This window comes from Stutzerimonas sp. VN223-3 (assembly GCF_045999685.1).
In the GTDB taxonomy this organism is placed as follows: Bacteria; Pseudomonadota; Gammaproteobacteria; order Pseudomonadales; family Pseudomonadaceae; genus Stutzerimonas; species Stutzerimonas stutzeri_AR.
Genome location: NZ_RBEC01000002.1, coordinates 618,970 through 634,550 on the forward strand (window position 1 = coordinate 618,970; position 15,581 = coordinate 634,550).

Here is a 15,581-nt window from a genome sequence, read left to right on the forward strand (position 1 = left end):
AACCATCCATGAACGTGAATTACACGGCCGAAGAGCTCGCCTTCCGCGATGAAGTGCGCGCCTTTCTGACTAACGAGCTGCCGGCGGACATCGCCGCCAAGGTCAAGCTCGGCAAGCACATGTCCAAAGAGGACCACCAGCGCTGGCAGCAGATTCTGGTCAAGCGCGGCTGGTACGCGCCGGGCTGGCCGGTGGAACTGGGCGGCACCACCTGGGGCCCGGTGGAAAAGCACATCTTTGACGAGGAGTGCGCCGCCTTCGGTGCGCCGCGTACCGTGCCGTTCGGCGTCAACATGGTCGCGCCGGTGATCATCAAGTTCGGCAGCCAGCAGCAGAAGGACCATTACCTGCCGCGCATCCTTTCGGGTGAAGACTGGTGGTGCCAGGGCTATTCCGAGCCCGGCGCCGGCTCCGATCTCGCGAGCCTCAAGACCCGCGCCGTGCGTGACGGCGACCATTACGTGGTCAACGGCCAGAAGACCTGGACCACCCTCGGCCAGCACGCCAACATGATTTTCTGTCTGGTGCGCACCGACCCCGAAGCCCAGCAGCAGCGTGGTATCAGCTTCTTGTTGATCGACATGAGCACGCCGGGCATCAGCGTGCGGCCGATCATCACCCTGGACGGGGACCATGAGGTCAACGAGGTTTTCTTCGACAACGTCCGCGTGCCGGTGGAAAACCTTGTCGGCGAAGAAAACCAGGGCTGGACCTGCGCCAAGTACCTGCTGACCCACGAGCGCACCGGCCTGGCCGGCATTGGCGCCTCGAAAGCCGCGCTGGCGCACCTCAAGCGCATCGCCATGAAGGAAGTCTGCGACGGCCGGCCAATGCTGGAAGACCCACTATTCCGCGCTCAGGTGGCCGAGGTCGAGATGCAACTGATGGCCATCGAAATGAGCACCCTGCGCATCCTCGCGGCAGCGAAGGAGGGCGGTGTGCCCGGCGCCGAGTCCTCGATCCTCAAGGTCAAGGGCACCGAGATCCGTCAGGCCATCACCAGCCTGCTGCGCAAGGTCATCGGCCCTTATGCGTTGCCGTTCCTCGATGAAGAGTTGCAGCTGAACTACGAAGGCGAGCTGCTGCACGCCGACTACAGCGCGTCGCTGGCCGGCGACTACTTCAACATGCGCAAGCTGTCGATCTTCGGCGGCTCCAACGAAATCCAGAAGAACATCGTCTCGAAGATGATTCTCGAGCTGTAAGGGGGCACCGCAATGGACTTCAAACTGACCGAAGAGCAGCAAATGCTGCAAGACACCGCGGCGCGCCTGGTGCGCGACGCCTACCCGTTCGAGCAGCGCGAGAAATTCAGCGAGTCGGAACTGGGTTTTTCTGCCGAGTTCTGGGCGCAGCTGGGCGAGCTGGGCCTGACCGCCGTCCCGTTCGCCGAAGAGATCGGTGGCTTTGGCGGTGGCGGCGTGGAAACCATGCTGGTGATGACCGAGCTGGGCCGCGGCCTGACGCTGGAGCCTTACCTGCAATCGGTGATCTTCGGCGGCGGATTGCTCAATCAACTGGGCCGCGAGGCGCAGAAGCAGGATTTGCTGCCCCAGGTAGCGGCCGGTTCGCTGCAACTGGCGGTCGCGTTCGAAGAGCCGCAGAGCCACTACAACCTCAACGACGTGCAGACCAAAGCCGAGGTGGTCGACGGCGGCTATCGCTTGTCCGGGCGCAAGGCGGTGGTCATCGGCGGGCACAGCGCCGGTAAGATTGTCGTCTCGGCGCGCAGCTCGGGCGACAGCCGTGACGAGACCGGCGTCAGCCTGTTCCTCATAGACCCGAATGCTCAGGGCGTCAGCCGCCGGGTCTACCCGACCATCGACGGGCGCAAGGGCTGCGAGCTGTTCCTCGACAATGTTCAGGTCGGCGCCGATGCACTACTCGGTGAGGTGGGCAACGCCTTGCCCGCGCTGCGCTACCAGCAGGGCCGCGCCATCGCCGCGCAGTGCGCCGACGCCCTGGGCAGCATGGACGAAGCCTGCAAGCTGACCCTCGACTACCTGAAGACGCGCAAGCAGTTCGGTGTGCCGATCGGCAAGTTCCAGGTCCTGCAGCACCGCATGGTCGACATGCAGACCGAGCTGGAGCAGGCCACCAGCATGGCGATCCTCGCCGCGACCTTCGCTGATGGTGAAGACAACGATGACCGTAGTCGCATCATCGCAGCCGCCAAATACATCTGCGCCCGCGCTGCGCGCAAGGTCGCCGAGGAAGCGATCCAGCTGCACGGCGGCATCGGGATGACCTGGGAATACAACCTCGCTCACCACGCCAAGCGCTTGGTGATGATCGCCCACCAGTTCGGTGACGACGACCATCACCTGAAGGCGTACGCCAAGCTTATGCAGGTAGCGTGATCGCCTGATCGCGGCACAGCAACCGGGCCCATGGCCCGGTTTTGCTTTTACAGGCATGTCCCCGGCGCTAAGGCATCCCCCATAGGTAAGGAGGCAGAACGGCGCTTTTGTAGGTGGGGATTCGCGAGCAAGCTCGCTCCTACAGTCAAGAATTTCCCCAGACGGTAATTGCCTCGTTCCACCGCATTTGTAGGAGCGAGCTTGCTCGCGAAGGGACAACTGCAGTGGGTATGGCCTAAGACGTATTTCCTTTCATATCCAGGTGTCGGCTACCTCGCCGCTTCCAATGCAATCGCCTGGTCACGGCTGGCGCATTCGAGCTCCGGTAGCAGGTACTTCGACCAGAGCGTCGGTGTGAAGGTCTCGCGAAAGAACCCGAAGTGACCGATGCGATCTGCCCCGACTTCACTGGGGGCGATGCGCTGCATGCTCTTCGGTGCGCCAGCATAGAAGCCGTGCAACGACTCGGTGTTGCGCGCAGACATCATTTCGTCGTCGGTGAAGGAGAGCGAAGTCATCGGCGTTCGCACGGCGTCGAAAGCGCGTTGCATGGGCTCGCCTTCGACGCCGACCAGATATTCCGGATGCAGACACCAGCGACGCCACTGGCGTATCACGCCTGCCGGCAGATCACCGACCGCACCGATGCGATCGCCGGGAAAGTAGCCCGTCAGCGCCGTGAGCAGCGGAGCCAGCCCGTGCCAGAGCAGCCACGCCTTGCGGCGAATCTGTGGGCTGTTTTCGCGCCAGTAGCCGCTGCCGGCCGCGATGGTGACGATACGGGTAAGCCGTTCATGACCTTTTACCAGCGGTAGGATTTGCGCGCCGACGCTGTGGCCGATCCAGTACAGCGGTAGATCGTCAGCAGCTTCGGCCACTGCTGCGAGTACTGCGCTGCAGTCGTGCCGCGCCCAGTCGAGAATGTCGACCTGGAGCTTGCGCAGCGGCATCCGGCGGGAGCGGCCCATGCCCAGGTAATCGAAGGTGACAACCAGATAGCCGCGGTCGGCCAGCCAGCGGGCGAAATCGGCGTAGAAACGTTGCTTCACACCCATCGCCGGTGCGATCAGCACGGCGCCGCGTGGCGCGCTGCTCGGTAGGTACCAGTAACTGGACAGAAGGTGGCCGTTGCCGTTGTCGATCGAACGCTCATCAGCCTGTATCGTCGCCATTTTGTTGTTCTCCGCACTATTTGAATTGCCCTGAACCAGTATACGAACGGCAGAATATAATTCTAGAAAATTATTCTAGTAAGCTTTGGAGCCCGAATGGCCCGTAGTAGTCGCAAGCAGGAAATTCTTCAGGCCGCGCTGGCCTGTTTTACCGAGCATGGGGTGGAGGCCACCACCATCGAAATGATCCGCGACCGTTCCGGCGCGAGCATCGGCAGCCTCTATCACCACTTTGGGAACCGCGAGCGAATCATTGCTGCGCTGTATCTGGAAGGCATCGGTGAGTATGCCGCGCTGCTCGAGGCCGGGCTGATCGAGACGCTGGATGCCGAGGCATGCGTCAGGCTGTTCGTCACCAGCTATATTGACTGGGTCGTCGCGAACCCGGATTGGGCACGCTTCGTCCTGCACAACCGTGGGCGGGTCGAGGCCGGGGAGATGGGTGAACGACTGCGTGAGGTCAATCATGCCCATGGCGAGCGGGTCGGGGCGATCCTGCGGCGCCACCGTGAAAGCGGGGCCTTTCGACGGATGCCGGGCGATTGCTTTCTAGCGGTGGTAATCGGACCCTGTCATGACATGGCGCGCAATTGGCTAGCCGGGCGTTCGCGAACGCAATTGGCCGACTGTCGCGATCTGCTCGCCGAGATCGCTTGGGCCAGCGTCAGGGTCTAGTGGCAGCGCTAGGCTCAGACGCCCAGACTTTCGATATCGCGCGCGAGCATTTCCAGCTGGTGCGCCAGGGATCCCTTCAGGGTTTCCTCGCTGAGCTGGAACGACGGTGCACCGCAGGTCAGCGCCATGATGCTGCCATCGGCCAGGTGCAGCGGCACACCAGCGGCTTTCACGTTGCGGTCCCAATCGCCCAGTGACAGGCAGAAGCCGTGCTGACGGAACTCCCTGAACGATTCCTCCAACGACTGCTGCATCGCCGGCCAGTCGTCGCCATACTTGGTTTCCAGCGCCGCCATCAAATGCTCGCGCTCTTTTTCCGGGGTGGCTGCTAGAAAGGCGCGACCAGCGGAGGTGGTGGCCAGTGGCAGGCGCACGCCGGCATCCATGCGCAGCGTCGAAACTTCGGCGGGGCGACAGTTTTCGATATAAATCATCGACAAACGATCGCGGCAGGTCAGGCCCACCGTCGTATTGGTACGACGGGCGAACTCGTCCATGTAGGGCTTGGCCAGCTGGCGCACACGCAGGTTGGAAACGTAGGCGTAGCCCAATGCGAGCACGCCGGAGTCGAGCTGGTACTTCTCCAGCTGCTGCGAGTAGCTGAGGTAGCCGAGCTTGGTCAGCGTGTAGGTCATGCGCGACACGGTGGGTTTGGGCAGCCCAGTGATCCGAGCGATGTCCTGATTGCCCATCACCACCGAGCCGTGGGTAAAGGCGCGCAGCACATCCAGGCCGCGGGAAAGAGCCTCGACGAATTTGCGGTCCTTGGGGCTCTCGGTATCTTCGATGTCGCTCATGATGGTATCGGTTCTGTCTGGTAGTGGGCAGCGGGGGCGAACGATAGCAGATCGCCTTATTGGCTGGCAGATGCCGCGCGCTGAAGCTGGCGTCGTCGTTATTGATGTACAAAAGTTAGCGCATAGTATCGTTTAACGACACAACATTTCGCACAGTAAAATGATAATTCACCCATGGTCCCGACAAGCTAACTTAACGGCTTGAAAAGCCGTTGCACCGAAGGGGTTGTGGCGAAGCGTGGCCCTCGATGGTTCAGGCGACAGTTCGATGTCATCCTTTCCTTATATTAAGGAAGCTAACCGTCTGCAGCGCGACGAACGGCAGATCGCCGCAAGCCTGGCACAAGCGCCGTCTGCGGCGCGTTTGGGTTTGCACAGCTAGCAAGGAAAAGTCACTCCGCGCTTGTTGCTCAGGGGGCTTTCTGATATAAAGCAGCGCTCTTTTCTAGGGGCCCGGTTTCTTCGCTTGCAGCGTAGCCGGTAAGACCCCAATGAAACGTGGCGCTGAGCGCCAAATGACTAGTGAATTCAAGCGGCCAACCCATGCCGGGTTGGGCATGTGGTTTTAGAGGGCTGAGGCATGTCGAGAGTCTGTCAAGTTACCGGTAAGGGTCCGGTAACCGGGAACAACATTTCCCACGCGAACAACAAAACCCGTCGTCGTTTTCTGCCGAACCTGCAGCATCATCGCTTCTGGGTCGAGTCCGAGAACCGCTTCGTACGTCTGCGTCTGACCGCCAAGGGCATGCGCGTTATCGACAAGCGCGGCATCGACGCCGTTCTGGCTGAACTCCGCGCTCGCGGCGAGAAGGTTTAAGGAGAACTATCATGCGTGACCTGATCCGTTTGGTGTCCAGCGCCGGTACCGGCCATTTCTACACCACCGACAAGAACAAGCGCACCACCCCCGACAAGCTCGAAATCAAGAAATTCGATCCAGTCGTACGCAAGCACGTGATGTACAAGGAAGCCAAGATCAAGTAATTGATCGGCCCTTGAAGGAAAAACCCGCCTCTCGGCGGGTTTTTTCGTTTTTGGCGTTGCGGTTTCGGTCACCCCGCCTTGCGAATGGCATCGGCCAGGCGCTCGATCATCGCATCGATGTTCTCGCGCTCGACAATCAGCGCCGGCGACAAAGCAATGGTGTCGCCACTGGCGCGGGCCAGCAATCCATCCTCGAAACACTGACGGAACACCTCGTAGCCGCGTTTGCCGACGCCATCGGCGTGAGCGGCAAACTGGATGCCCGCCACCAGGCCGACGGTGCGGATATCGGTCACGTTGGGCAGCCCCTGCAGGCTGAATAGCGCATCCTGCCAGTAGCTCTCGATTTCGATGGCTTTCTGGAACAGGTTCTCCCGCTGATAGATCTCCTGAGTCGCAAGCGCGGCGGCGCAGGCCACCGGGTGGCCGGAATAGGTGTAGCCGTGGAAAAACTCGATGACGCTTTCCGGGCCGTGCATGAATGCGTCATGGATCTTCTCATCGACGAACACCGCGCCCATGGGAATCGCGCCATTGGTCAGACCTTTGGCGCAGGTAAGAATGTCCGGCGTGACGCCCCAGCGCTGGGCGGCAAAAGCCTCACCGACCCGCCCGAAGCCGGTGATCACTTCGTCGAAGATCAGCACAATGCCGTGTTTGGCAGTGATCTCGCGCAAGCGTTGCAGATAGCCCAGCGGCGGCAGGACCACCCCGGCCGAGCCGGACATCGGTTCGACGATTACCGCCGCGATGTTTTCCGCACCGTGCAGAGTAATCAGCCGCTCCAGCTCTTCGGCCTTTTCCACGCCGTGCTGCGGCAGGCCCTTGCTGAACGCGTTGCGCTGTAGGTCAAGGGTGTGCGGCAGATGATCGACGCCCGGTAACAGCGCGCCGAAAGCCTTGCGGTTGTTGGCCATGCCGCCCACCGAGATGCCGCCGAAGCCGACCCCGTGATAGGCCAGTTCGCGACCGATAAGGCGGGTGCGGCTGCCTTGGCCTATCGCTCGCTGATAGGCCAGCGCGACTTTCAAGGCGGTATCGGCCGATTCGGAACCAGAGTTGGTGAAGAACACACGATTGAGCCCGGCCGGGCTTATCTGCGCCAGACGTTCGGCCAGTTCGAATGGCAGCGGATGTCCCATCTGAAAGGTCGGCGCGAAATCCATTCTAGCGATCTGCTTGCTCACCGCCTCGGTGATTTCCCGCCTGCCGTGGCCGGCGTTGCAGCACCAGAGCCCCGCCGTTGCATCGATTACCCGGCGCCCGTCGGTATCCGTGTAATACATGCCTTCGGCACTTTCCAATAGACGCGGACTACCTTTGAATTGACGATTGGCAGTGAAGGGCATCCAGAAATGATCGGCAGATGCGGCGGGATCGTTGGCCATGGCTCGCTCCGGGAAATTCGTGGGTTCGGTGTTCTATGCTCTGAGGAGGCACATGCCGCTCGCTTCGCGGCTCCATCGAGTCTATGTTTAATAAAACGAACAAAACAAGGCTGAAACCGCCATTTCGTAAAAAATATTGATAGGTCTGGTATCGCTGGTTTAGGGTGCCTTTTTTGATTATTCGACAGATACCGAGGACGCCCCATGACCACCCTGACACTCGCCGATTGGCAACAGCGTGCCCGCGACCTGCGCATCGAAGGGCGGGCCTTTATCCAAGGCGAATACACCGCATCCAGCGCGGCTGTCAGTTTCGACTGCATCAGCCCGGTCGATGGGCGGGTGCTGACGCAGGTCGCGAGCTGTGACCAAGCCGATGCTGACCGTGCCGTGATCAGCGCGCGCATGGCGTTCGAATCTGGCATCTGGTCGCGTTTGGCGCCGGCCAAGCGCAAGGCGGTGATGATCCACTTTGCCGATTTGCTCGAAACTAATGCCGAGGAGCTGGCGCTGCTGGAAACCCTCGATATGGGCAAGCCGATCAGCGATGCACTGAGCGTGGATATTCCGGGTGCAGCACGAGCGCTGCGCTGGAGTGGCGAGGCGATCGACAAGATCTACGACGAAGTGGCAGCGACGCCACATAACCAACTGGGCCTGGTCACGCGCGAACCCGTTGGGGTAGTGGCGGCCATCGTGCCGTGGAATTTTCCGTTGATGATGGCCTGTTGGAAGCTTGGTCCAGCGTTGTCCTCCGGCAACTCGGTGGTGCTCAAGCCCTCCGAGAAGTCGCCGTTGACCGCGATCCGCGTGGCGCAGCTGGCTATCGAGGCCGGTATCCCACCAGGCGTGCTCAACGTGCTGCCGGGCTATGGACACACCGTGGGCAAGGCGCTGGCGTTGCATATGGATGTCGACACCCTGGTCTTCACCGGCTCCACACGAGTGGCTAAGCAGCTGATGATTTATGCCGGCGAGTCGAACATGAAGCGCGTCTGGCTGGAGGCGGGCGGCAAGAGCCCGAACATCGTCTTCGCCGATGCGCCCGATCTCGAAGCCGCGGCACAATCCGCCGCTGGTGCCATCGCTTTCAACCAAGGGGAAGTCTGCACCGCCGGCTCGCGCCTGCTAGTGGAAAGCGCGGTGAAGGAGCGTTTTCTGCCGCTGGTGGTCGAGGCGCTCAAGGGTTGGAAGCCTGGCAATCCGCTGGACCCGGCCACGAATGTCGGCGCACTGGTCGATACCCAGCAACTCGATACCGTACTCGGTTATATCCAGGCCGGTCGTAACGATGGCGCTCAGGTGCTCATCGGCGGCCAGCGGACCATGGAAGACACGGGCGGCCTGTATGTCGAGCCGACCATTTTCGACGGTGTTAGCAATGCGATGAAGATCGCTCAGGAAGAAATCTTCGGCCCGGTACTGTCAGTGATCACCTTCGATACCGCTGCGGAAGCTGTCGCTATCGCCAATGACACCCCGTACGGCCTCGCCGCTGCGGTATGGACGGCGGACCTGTCCAAGGCGCACCTGACGGCCAAGGCGCTGCGGGCCGGCAGTGTCTGGGTCAATCAGTACGATGGCGGCGATATGACCGCACCGTTCGGTGGCTTCAAGCAGTCCGGCAATGGCCGCGACAAGTCGCTGCATGCCTTCGACAAGTACACCGAACTGAAAGCTACCTGGATAAAGCTTTAAGAAGCAGCTGGAAGCTGAAGCCGGAGCGTAAGTAGGGTGGATGTCGCTTTACATCCAATGAGCTTCTCGCCGATCAGACCGATTCGCGTCCAGCTTCCGGCTGTTGTGCAATTTGAACCTGATTGCGGCCCTTGTGCTTGGAAACGTAAAGGGCCTGATCGGCGTGCTCCAATAGTGCGCTGGCGCTGGCGTGTCCATCGGTCGCGCTGATGCCGGCGCTGAGGGACACGGTGAATGTCTGCGCGCCTGCATGGAAACGCAACGCCGAGAAGCGCTGGCGGATTTCGTCGAAAATCTGCCAGGCTTGCTCGGTGGTGCAATCGGGCAGTACCGCCACGAACTCTTCGCCGCCGTAGCGGCCGAGGCTGTCGATCCGGCGCAACCGTTGGTGCATCAGATTGGCCAGCGAGCGAATCACGTTATCGCCGGCGGCATGACCGTACTGGTCGTTGACCTGCTTGAAATGATCGAGATCGACCATCACCACGCTTGCTGGCTTGCCGTTGCGCAGCGAGCGTTCCACCTCCAGCGCCACCTGTTCTTTGATGTCGGCGTGCTTGAGCAGGCCGGTGAGGCTGTCACGCGACAGTGCCGTGCTCAGTGATCGTGCGCGCTGAGCATGGGAGTACACGGCGGCGATCAGCGCGTTGTCGCTGATGGGTTTGGTAATGAAATCGTCGCCAGCCTTCAGCAAGGCGGCCATCTGCCGGTTGATGTCAGTTTCGGCAGACAAGTAGATGATCGTCACCCGCAGCCACTCGTCGTTCAGGCGGATCATCTGCGCCAGCTCCGGGCCAGAGCAGCCGGGCATATTCACGTCGAGTAGCAGTACTTCCGGGTTGAACGCATGCATGACCTCGAATAGCTTGCTGGGGTCGCTCAAGGTCTGCACCAGCATCTGTGAATTGCGCAGCACCAAGCTATAACGTGCCGCGAGGTCGGCATCGTCATCGATGATCAGAATTCGGTACGGCTCGCTCAATTGACGGTTGAGGCAGTGTTCGAGGCTGCTTTCCAGCTGAGTAATGTTCACCGGCCGGGTGAAGTAGCCTTGCGCGCCGGCGCGAACCGCCGCCAGCTGGCTGTCGAAATCGATGCGATGGTTGATCACCAGCAGCGGCAAGGGTGTTTCCAGCCGCTGCTGAAGCGCGCTCACCGCGGCCAACTCATCGTCGTGCTGGCTGACGATCAGCGCGTCCGGCGGCTGCCCGTTGATGGCGGTTTGCAACAACGCAATCTCCGGGAATTGCAGCACGTCATAGCCAAAGTTATTCAGGGTCTGACACATTTCCTGTCCGGCATCGGAGTCCTTCTCCAGCAAATAGACGCGGCAGCCGGCGTTCAATTGCCCGCGCCCGTCGTGGTGCTCTAGGGTCTTTCTTTCAAGTGCGCCGGATAGCGCTTCGGCGACCAGTTGGCGGATCGCCGGGACCAGCGTGGTGAGTGCTTGGCTGCTGGGTCTGGCCGCATCTAGCCAGTGGTCGGCCCGCTGTTCGAGCAATCGCGATTGCTGCCCGAGCGCGGTGAAACCGAAGGTGCCGGCCGTACCGGCCAGGCGATGCAACCGCTCGCGGATATCGAGCACTAACGCCCGGCGCTGCTCGCGTTCACGGGTGTGCTGCAGTTGCTCGGCGACTTGTTCGAGTTCAGGAAGCTCCTGCTGCAGCCGCTCGGCAAATTTATCGGTTAGTGCTTGCAGCTGGCTCTGCAGCGCGTCGCTGCCGCCATTAGTCATGCTCGGTTTCCCATATTTCGTTCAATTGTGCCGCCAGTTGCAAGGGATCGAAGGGTTTTTGCAGCAGTCTTCGCACGCCAAGCCGTTTCAGTTCGGCTAGATCGGCGGGCTCCTGCTGCCCTGTCAGCAGTACTACCGGCGTCTGGGGGAGATCAATCTGCAGCGCGAGCTGACGCAGCAGTTCCAGGCCGCTCATCTGCGGCAGCATCACGTCCAGCAGGATCATGTCCGGGACGAATTGCTGGGCCTGGTCCAGCGCATCCTGGCCAGAGGCGCAGCTGAGCACCTGAAAGCCGCCGAGCTTTTCCAGGGCAATACGGGTCACCACCTGAATCGATGGCACATCCTCGACATGCAGGATGCGCTGCAACGGTCTCACGGTTGCAGCTCTTCAGCGGGCTCGCAAGGCAGCTCGAACCAAAAACAGGCACCTTCGCCAGGCGTCGAATCGAAACCGATCTGTCCATCCATATGCTCGATCAACTCCTTGCTGATGGCCAGGCCAAGGCCGGTGCCGCCTTGCTGGCGAGTATCCGACGAGTCCGCCTGCGCAAACTTGCTGAAGATCCGCTCGCGGAACGCCTCGGTGATTCCCGGACCTTTGTCGCGAACGCTTACACGTACTCGGCAATCGCCCACCGCTTCGCTCCACAACTCGATGGTTTGGCCGGCTGGTGAAAATTTAGATGCGTTGGAGAGTAGATTGCTCAATACCTGTTCCAGACGCATCGTATCGACATTGATCAGGACCGCAGGGCACGCGCCTAGCTCGATAGTCACAGCGTAGCTATCGGCGTAGCCCTGGTTGCTGCGAAGCGCCTGTTCCAGCAACGGCTGCAGCGGCTGCAGCTCCAGCTCGAAGCGCATCTTGCCGGCGTAGAGCTTGTCAATATCCAGCAGGTCGTCAATCAGCACACTCAGGCGTTTGCTGTTCTGGTGGGCGATATCCAGCAGTTCCTGCAGGTGCTCAGGCACTTCGCCCATTACCTGTCCGCAGATCAGTCCCAGCGAGGCGGTAATGGAGGTCAACGGAGTGCGCAGCTCATGGCTGACGGTAGAGACGAAGTCGCGCTGCAAGATCTCGATCTGCTTGCGTTCAGTGATGTCGTGCAGCACCACCACAGCGCCGTTCTGCTGGCCATTGGAACCAAACATCGGATCGGCATTGGCCAGCACGTGTCGTGTCGTGCCGTGAGTCACGATGGTCATCTCGACGTTGCGGATGTGCTCGCCGTGAAGGGCGCGCATCAGCGGGACCTCTTCCAGCGACATTGGCGTCACGCCGTCGGCGTGGAAGAGGTGGTAGATAAGCGGCCACTGTTCCGGCGCCAACTGTTGCGCGTCGAGGCCGTGCCAGAGCCGGGCGGTGTTGTTGAATAAGGTCAGATTGCCTTCGGCATCGCAGGCGATAACGGCTTCGGACAGGGCTTCGAGCAGACGCCGATTGATTTCCTGCTGCTTGTCCAGCTCGAGCTGTTCGGCCTTGCGCTCGGTGATGTCGGTCACCAGACCGTGCCAGAGCACGGAGCCATCGGCCTGGCGCATCGGCGTCGCACGTGCTTCGACCCAGATGAGACCCTTGCGCGGGTGATCGATTCGGTGCTCGAAATGCCAGGGTGTCAGGGTAGTAGCGGCGTGACGAATACTCGCCAGCACGCGCACCCGATCACCTGGATGAACCATGGAGTAGATCGGGCCGATGCCCGGTGCCATTTCGGCGGCGCTGAGACCGTAGATATCTTCGACGCCTTCGCTGAGGTAGGGGAAGGAGCTGTTGCCATCGGGCCGCCAGCAGAACTGAAATAGCATCCCTGGCACCTGCGCAGCGATCTGCTGCAGTCGCAGCTGCAAGTGCTCCTGGTGGGCCAGGTCATAGGCACTGACGATGTACCCGCGCAGCAGCTCGCGTTCGTCATGGATCGCCGAGACGTTCAGCAGCACCGGTACGCTGTCGCCGTTTCGGTGCAGCAGGCGCCACTCACGCATTTCCCGCCGCCCTTCGAGCAGTGGCGCGATCAGCACAGCGAACCCCGGCTCGATGGCCGTGCCCAATTCATTGCTGAGAATGGCGGCGCGCCGGGCCAGGGTTTCCAGAGGGAACAGTGCTGAGGTCAGCGGATGGCCGACCAGCATCTGCTCGGTGTAGCCGAACAGGCGTTCGGCGGTCGGGTTGATGCCCGAGATACATCCTTCGGCGGTGGTGACCAGCATGGCGCTCGCGGCGCTGTTGAGCAGGGCCTGTTGCAAGGCTGCCTGCTCAGCGTAACGGTGAGCCTGCAGGCGTTGTTCGAAGAGCCTCATGATCTGCCGACTTAGACGTACCAGTGCCTCGCGCTGCGCGTCGCTGAGCTGCCTTGGCTGGCGGTCGATCACACAAAGGGTGCCGAGGTTGTAGCCATCCGGCGTCGTCAGGGGGGCGCCAGCGTAAAAGCGAATGCCCGGATCGCTGGTCACCAGTGGATTGTTGCAGAAGCGCCGGTCCTGTTGTGCGTCGGTGACCTCGAAGATGCCCTGGCCTTCGATGGCATGAGTGCAGAAGGATATCTCGCGCGGGGTTTCGCTGACGTTCAGACCGAGTCGGCTTTTGAACCATTGGCGACGGTCATCGACCAACGAGATCAATGCGATAGGGGTGTCGCAGATGTACGAGGCCAGCTGGGTAAAATCGTCGAAGGCGGAATCGTCGGGAGTGTCCAGAATCTCGTAACGCAATAGCGCGGCGAGCCGTGACAATTCGCGGGTTGGCGGAGGGGAGGGTGCCCGCATCGCTTTCGGTGAATCCATCTGGCTAGCCTATCTCGCTGGGTGAAGGGGCAGGTTGCCGGCGCGCCTATTGTAGGCTGGCTTCCCAGATTGCCTGGATCTGACCGGCCAGGCGCATCGGATCGAACGGCTTGACGATCACATCACGCGCGCCCAGGTTACGCAGGTGTTCGATTTCGACGGGCTGGACCTTCGCGGTCATGAATGCCACCGGCACCTGTGTCAGATCGATCCGCTCGCTGAGCCTGGTCAGGGTTTCCGTGCCGCCCATGCCGGGCATCATCACATCGAGCAGGATGAAGTGTGGGACGAATCGTTCGACTTCTTCCAACGCCTGCTGGCCGGACGAGCAGGACAGCACCTGGTAACCGCCGACTGCCTCCAGCGCCACTTTTACAACCGCCTGGATGGACGGATCGTCCTCGACATGCAGAATCCGTTTTAACTCGATCATGCGGTGCCTCCGTCGACAGGTGGGTTATCAATCGGTCGAAAGTGGGCAGTTTGCCAGCTTGCTAGGCTGCTGACGTAGCGTTCGATGAAAATAGCCCACCGAATATATGTCGCGGCAGGACGCCGACGCTTGCCGTCCAAGTTCGACTTTGCCCCCCGGCAATAATTCTCATGGCTAGTCGAGGTGCGGCTGCATTCACCCGCCCGGTACGCGTTCCGTGGCACCTGTCGACAAACCACTCTTGTGCGACGGGCGGGTGCGGCAATACGCCGCCGTGAGAAGATAATGTCGTTGGCTGGCATCTGCCGACCATGGTTCCTTCACTGCGAGGCTGCAGCACTATGTGGTACACCGGTTTTCTCGATCTTTCTGCCTGGCAGGTGGTTGCGGCCACCTTGCTTATGACGCACGTGACCATCGTCGCCGTCACCGTTTATCTGCACCGTTATTCGGCACATCGCTCGCTCGAGCTGAACACTGGGCTCAAGCACTTTTTCCGTTTCTGGCTGTGGCTGACCACGGCGATGAACACCCGCGAGTGGACTGCGATTCATCGCAAGCACCACGCTAAATGCGAAACCCCCGATGATCCGCACAGCCCGGTACAAAAGGGGCTGATCACCGTTTTGCGCAAAGGCGCCGAGCTTTATCAGGAAGAGTCGAAGAATCCCGAGACCCTGCGCATCTACGGCAAGAACTGCCCGGACGACTGGATCGAGCGCAACCTCTATTCGCTCTACCCCAATCTCGGCATCGTGCTGATGCTTGGTCTCGACCTGGCGCTGTTCGGCGTTATCGGCCTGACCGTCTGGGCCGTGCAAATGATTTGGATCCCGTTCTGGGCCGCCGGGGTGGTCAACGGGTTGGGGCATGCGGTGGGCTATCGCAACTTCGAGTGTCGCGACGCGGCCACCAACCTGTTGCCCTGGGGCATCCTTATCGGTGGCGAAGAGCTGCACAACAATCACCACACCTACCCGAACTCGGCCAAGTTGTCCGTGCGCAAATGGGAGTTCGACATGGGCTGGGCCTGGATCAAGCTGTTCAGTCTGTTCGGGTTGGCGACGGTAAACCGCACCGCACCCATCGCGCACCGCGTCACGCCCAAGCATCAGCTGGACATGGACAGCGCCATGGCGATTCTCAACAACCGTTTTCAGATCATGGCGCAGTACCGCAAGTTGGTGATCAAGCCGCTGGTGCGCCTGGAGTTGCAGCGCGCCGATGCGTCGGTACGTCATCAGTTCCGCCGAGCCAAACGCCTGCTGGCGCGGGAGCCGAGCCTTCTGCAGCATGAGCAACAGGCGCGCATTGCCGTGATTCTCGAGCAGAGCCAATCGCTGCGGGTGATCTACGAGCATCGTCTTGCGCTGCAGCAGATCTGGACCCGCACCAGCGCCAACGGCCACGAAATGCTCGCGGCGATCAAACAATGGGTGCAGGACGCCGAAACCAGCGGTATTCAGTCGCTGCGCGAATTCGCCGATCACCTGAAAACCTATTCGCTCAGGCCGGCCGCCGCCCACGCGTGACCTTCCATCGGCGCGACCATCGG

The 15,581-nt window shown here is 61.0% G+C and carries 14 protein-coding genes; 7 read left to right on the plus strand and 7 right to left on the minus strand.

The genetic code is table 11. The features are described from left to right. Positions 1-8: 8 nt before the first annotated feature. Together D7241_RS11745 and D7241_RS11750 are read left to right on the plus strand one after the other, a co-directional pair. The gene (locus D7241_RS11745; protein ID WP_408101675.1) at positions 9-1,205 is read left to right on the plus strand and encodes an acyl-CoA dehydrogenase family protein; all 1,197 of its coding nucleotides are present in this window, start codon (positions 9-11) and stop codon (positions 1,203-1,205) included. Between the two features lie 12 nt (positions 1,206-1,217). Continuing rightward, a complete protein-coding gene (locus D7241_RS11750) occupies positions 1,218-2,360 on the plus strand; it encodes an acyl-CoA dehydrogenase family protein (protein ID WP_408101676.1) in 1,143 nt (380 codons plus the stop codon). Positions 2,361-2,629: 269 nt separating this feature from the next. Here the strand turns inward: D7241_RS11750 and D7241_RS11755 are convergent, their stop codons facing one another. After that, the gene (locus tag D7241_RS11755) at positions 2,630-3,532 is read right to left on the minus strand and encodes an alpha/beta fold hydrolase (RefSeq protein WP_408101677.1); all 903 of its coding nucleotides are present in this window, start codon (positions 3,530-3,532) and stop codon (positions 2,630-2,632) included. A 96-nt stretch (positions 3,533-3,628) separates the two neighbouring features. Between D7241_RS11755 and D7241_RS11760 the strand changes: the two genes are divergently transcribed. Further along, positions 3,629-4,207, plus strand: coding sequence for a TetR/AcrR family transcriptional regulator (locus tag D7241_RS11760; RefSeq protein WP_408101678.1), 579 nt, complete (start codon positions 3,629-3,631; stop codon positions 4,205-4,207). Positions 4,208-4,221: 14 nt separating this feature from the next. On the opposite strand, the gene D7241_RS11765 is transcribed toward D7241_RS11760, so the two are convergent. Next, positions 4,222-5,007 carry an IclR family transcriptional regulator gene (locus D7241_RS11765; RefSeq protein WP_408102324.1) on the minus strand — a complete coding sequence of 262 codons (786 nt, stop codon included), beginning with the start codon at positions 5,005-5,007 and terminating at the stop codon, positions 4,222-4,224. A 577-nt stretch (positions 5,008-5,584) separates the two neighbouring features. Between D7241_RS11765 and rpmB the strand changes: the two genes are divergently transcribed. Next, on the plus strand, positions 5,585-5,821 hold the full coding sequence (gene rpmB, locus D7241_RS11770; protein WP_019339373.1) for a 50S ribosomal protein L28: 237 nt from the start codon (positions 5,585-5,587) through the stop codon (positions 5,819-5,821). An 11-nt stretch (positions 5,822-5,832) separates the two neighbouring features. Beyond that, complete coding sequence (rpmG, locus tag D7241_RS11775; protein ID WP_025243687.1) at positions 5,833-5,988, plus strand: 50S ribosomal protein L33; 156 nt, start codon at positions 5,833-5,835, stop codon at positions 5,986-5,988. A 68-nt stretch (positions 5,989-6,056) separates the two neighbouring features. Here the strand turns inward: rpmG and D7241_RS11780 are convergent, their stop codons facing one another. Continuing rightward, a complete protein-coding gene (locus D7241_RS11780; RefSeq protein ID WP_408101679.1) occupies positions 6,057-7,376 on the minus strand; it encodes an aspartate aminotransferase family protein in 1,320 nt (439 codons plus the stop codon). Between the two features lie 204 nt (positions 7,377-7,580). Between D7241_RS11780 and D7241_RS11785 the strand changes: the two genes are divergently transcribed. Further along, positions 7,581-9,074 (plus strand): aldehyde dehydrogenase, encoded by a 1,494-nt coding sequence (locus D7241_RS11785; RefSeq protein ID WP_408101680.1) that lies wholly within the window; start codon positions 7,581-7,583, stop codon positions 9,072-9,074. A gap of 73 nt (positions 9,075-9,147) precedes the next feature. Here the strand turns inward: D7241_RS11785 and D7241_RS11790 are convergent, their stop codons facing one another. The 4 genes from D7241_RS11790 to D7241_RS11805 are packed head-to-tail and all read right to left on the minus strand — an operon-like array spanning position 9,148 to position 14,026. Then, positions 9,148-10,809 carry a diguanylate cyclase gene (locus D7241_RS11790; protein WP_408101681.1) on the minus strand — a complete coding sequence of 554 codons (1,662 nt, stop codon included), beginning with the start codon at positions 10,807-10,809 and terminating at the stop codon, positions 9,148-9,150. Beyond that, a complete protein-coding gene (locus tag D7241_RS11795; protein WP_408101682.1) occupies positions 10,802-11,188 on the minus strand; it encodes a response regulator in 387 nt (128 codons plus the stop codon). Before D7241_RS11795 ends, D7241_RS11790 begins: the two co-directional genes overlap by 8 nt. Next, on the minus strand, positions 11,185-13,593 hold the full coding sequence (locus D7241_RS11800; RefSeq protein WP_408101683.1) for a PAS domain S-box protein: 2,409 nt from the start codon (positions 13,591-13,593) through the stop codon (positions 11,185-11,187). The genes D7241_RS11795 and D7241_RS11800 overlap by 4 nt, the downstream gene beginning before the upstream one ends. Positions 13,594-13,639: 46 nt before the next feature. Continuing rightward, a complete protein-coding gene (locus D7241_RS11805; RefSeq protein ID WP_255982781.1) occupies positions 13,640-14,026 on the minus strand; it encodes a response regulator in 387 nt (128 codons plus the stop codon). A gap of 341 nt (positions 14,027-14,367) precedes the next feature. Here D7241_RS11805 and desA point away from each other — a divergent pair, with 341 nt between their 5' ends. Further along, a complete protein-coding gene (gene desA, locus D7241_RS11810) occupies positions 14,368-15,558 on the plus strand; it encodes a delta-9 fatty acid desaturase DesA (protein ID WP_408101684.1) in 1,191 nt (396 codons plus the stop codon). Positions 15,559-15,581: the final 23 nt, after the last annotated feature.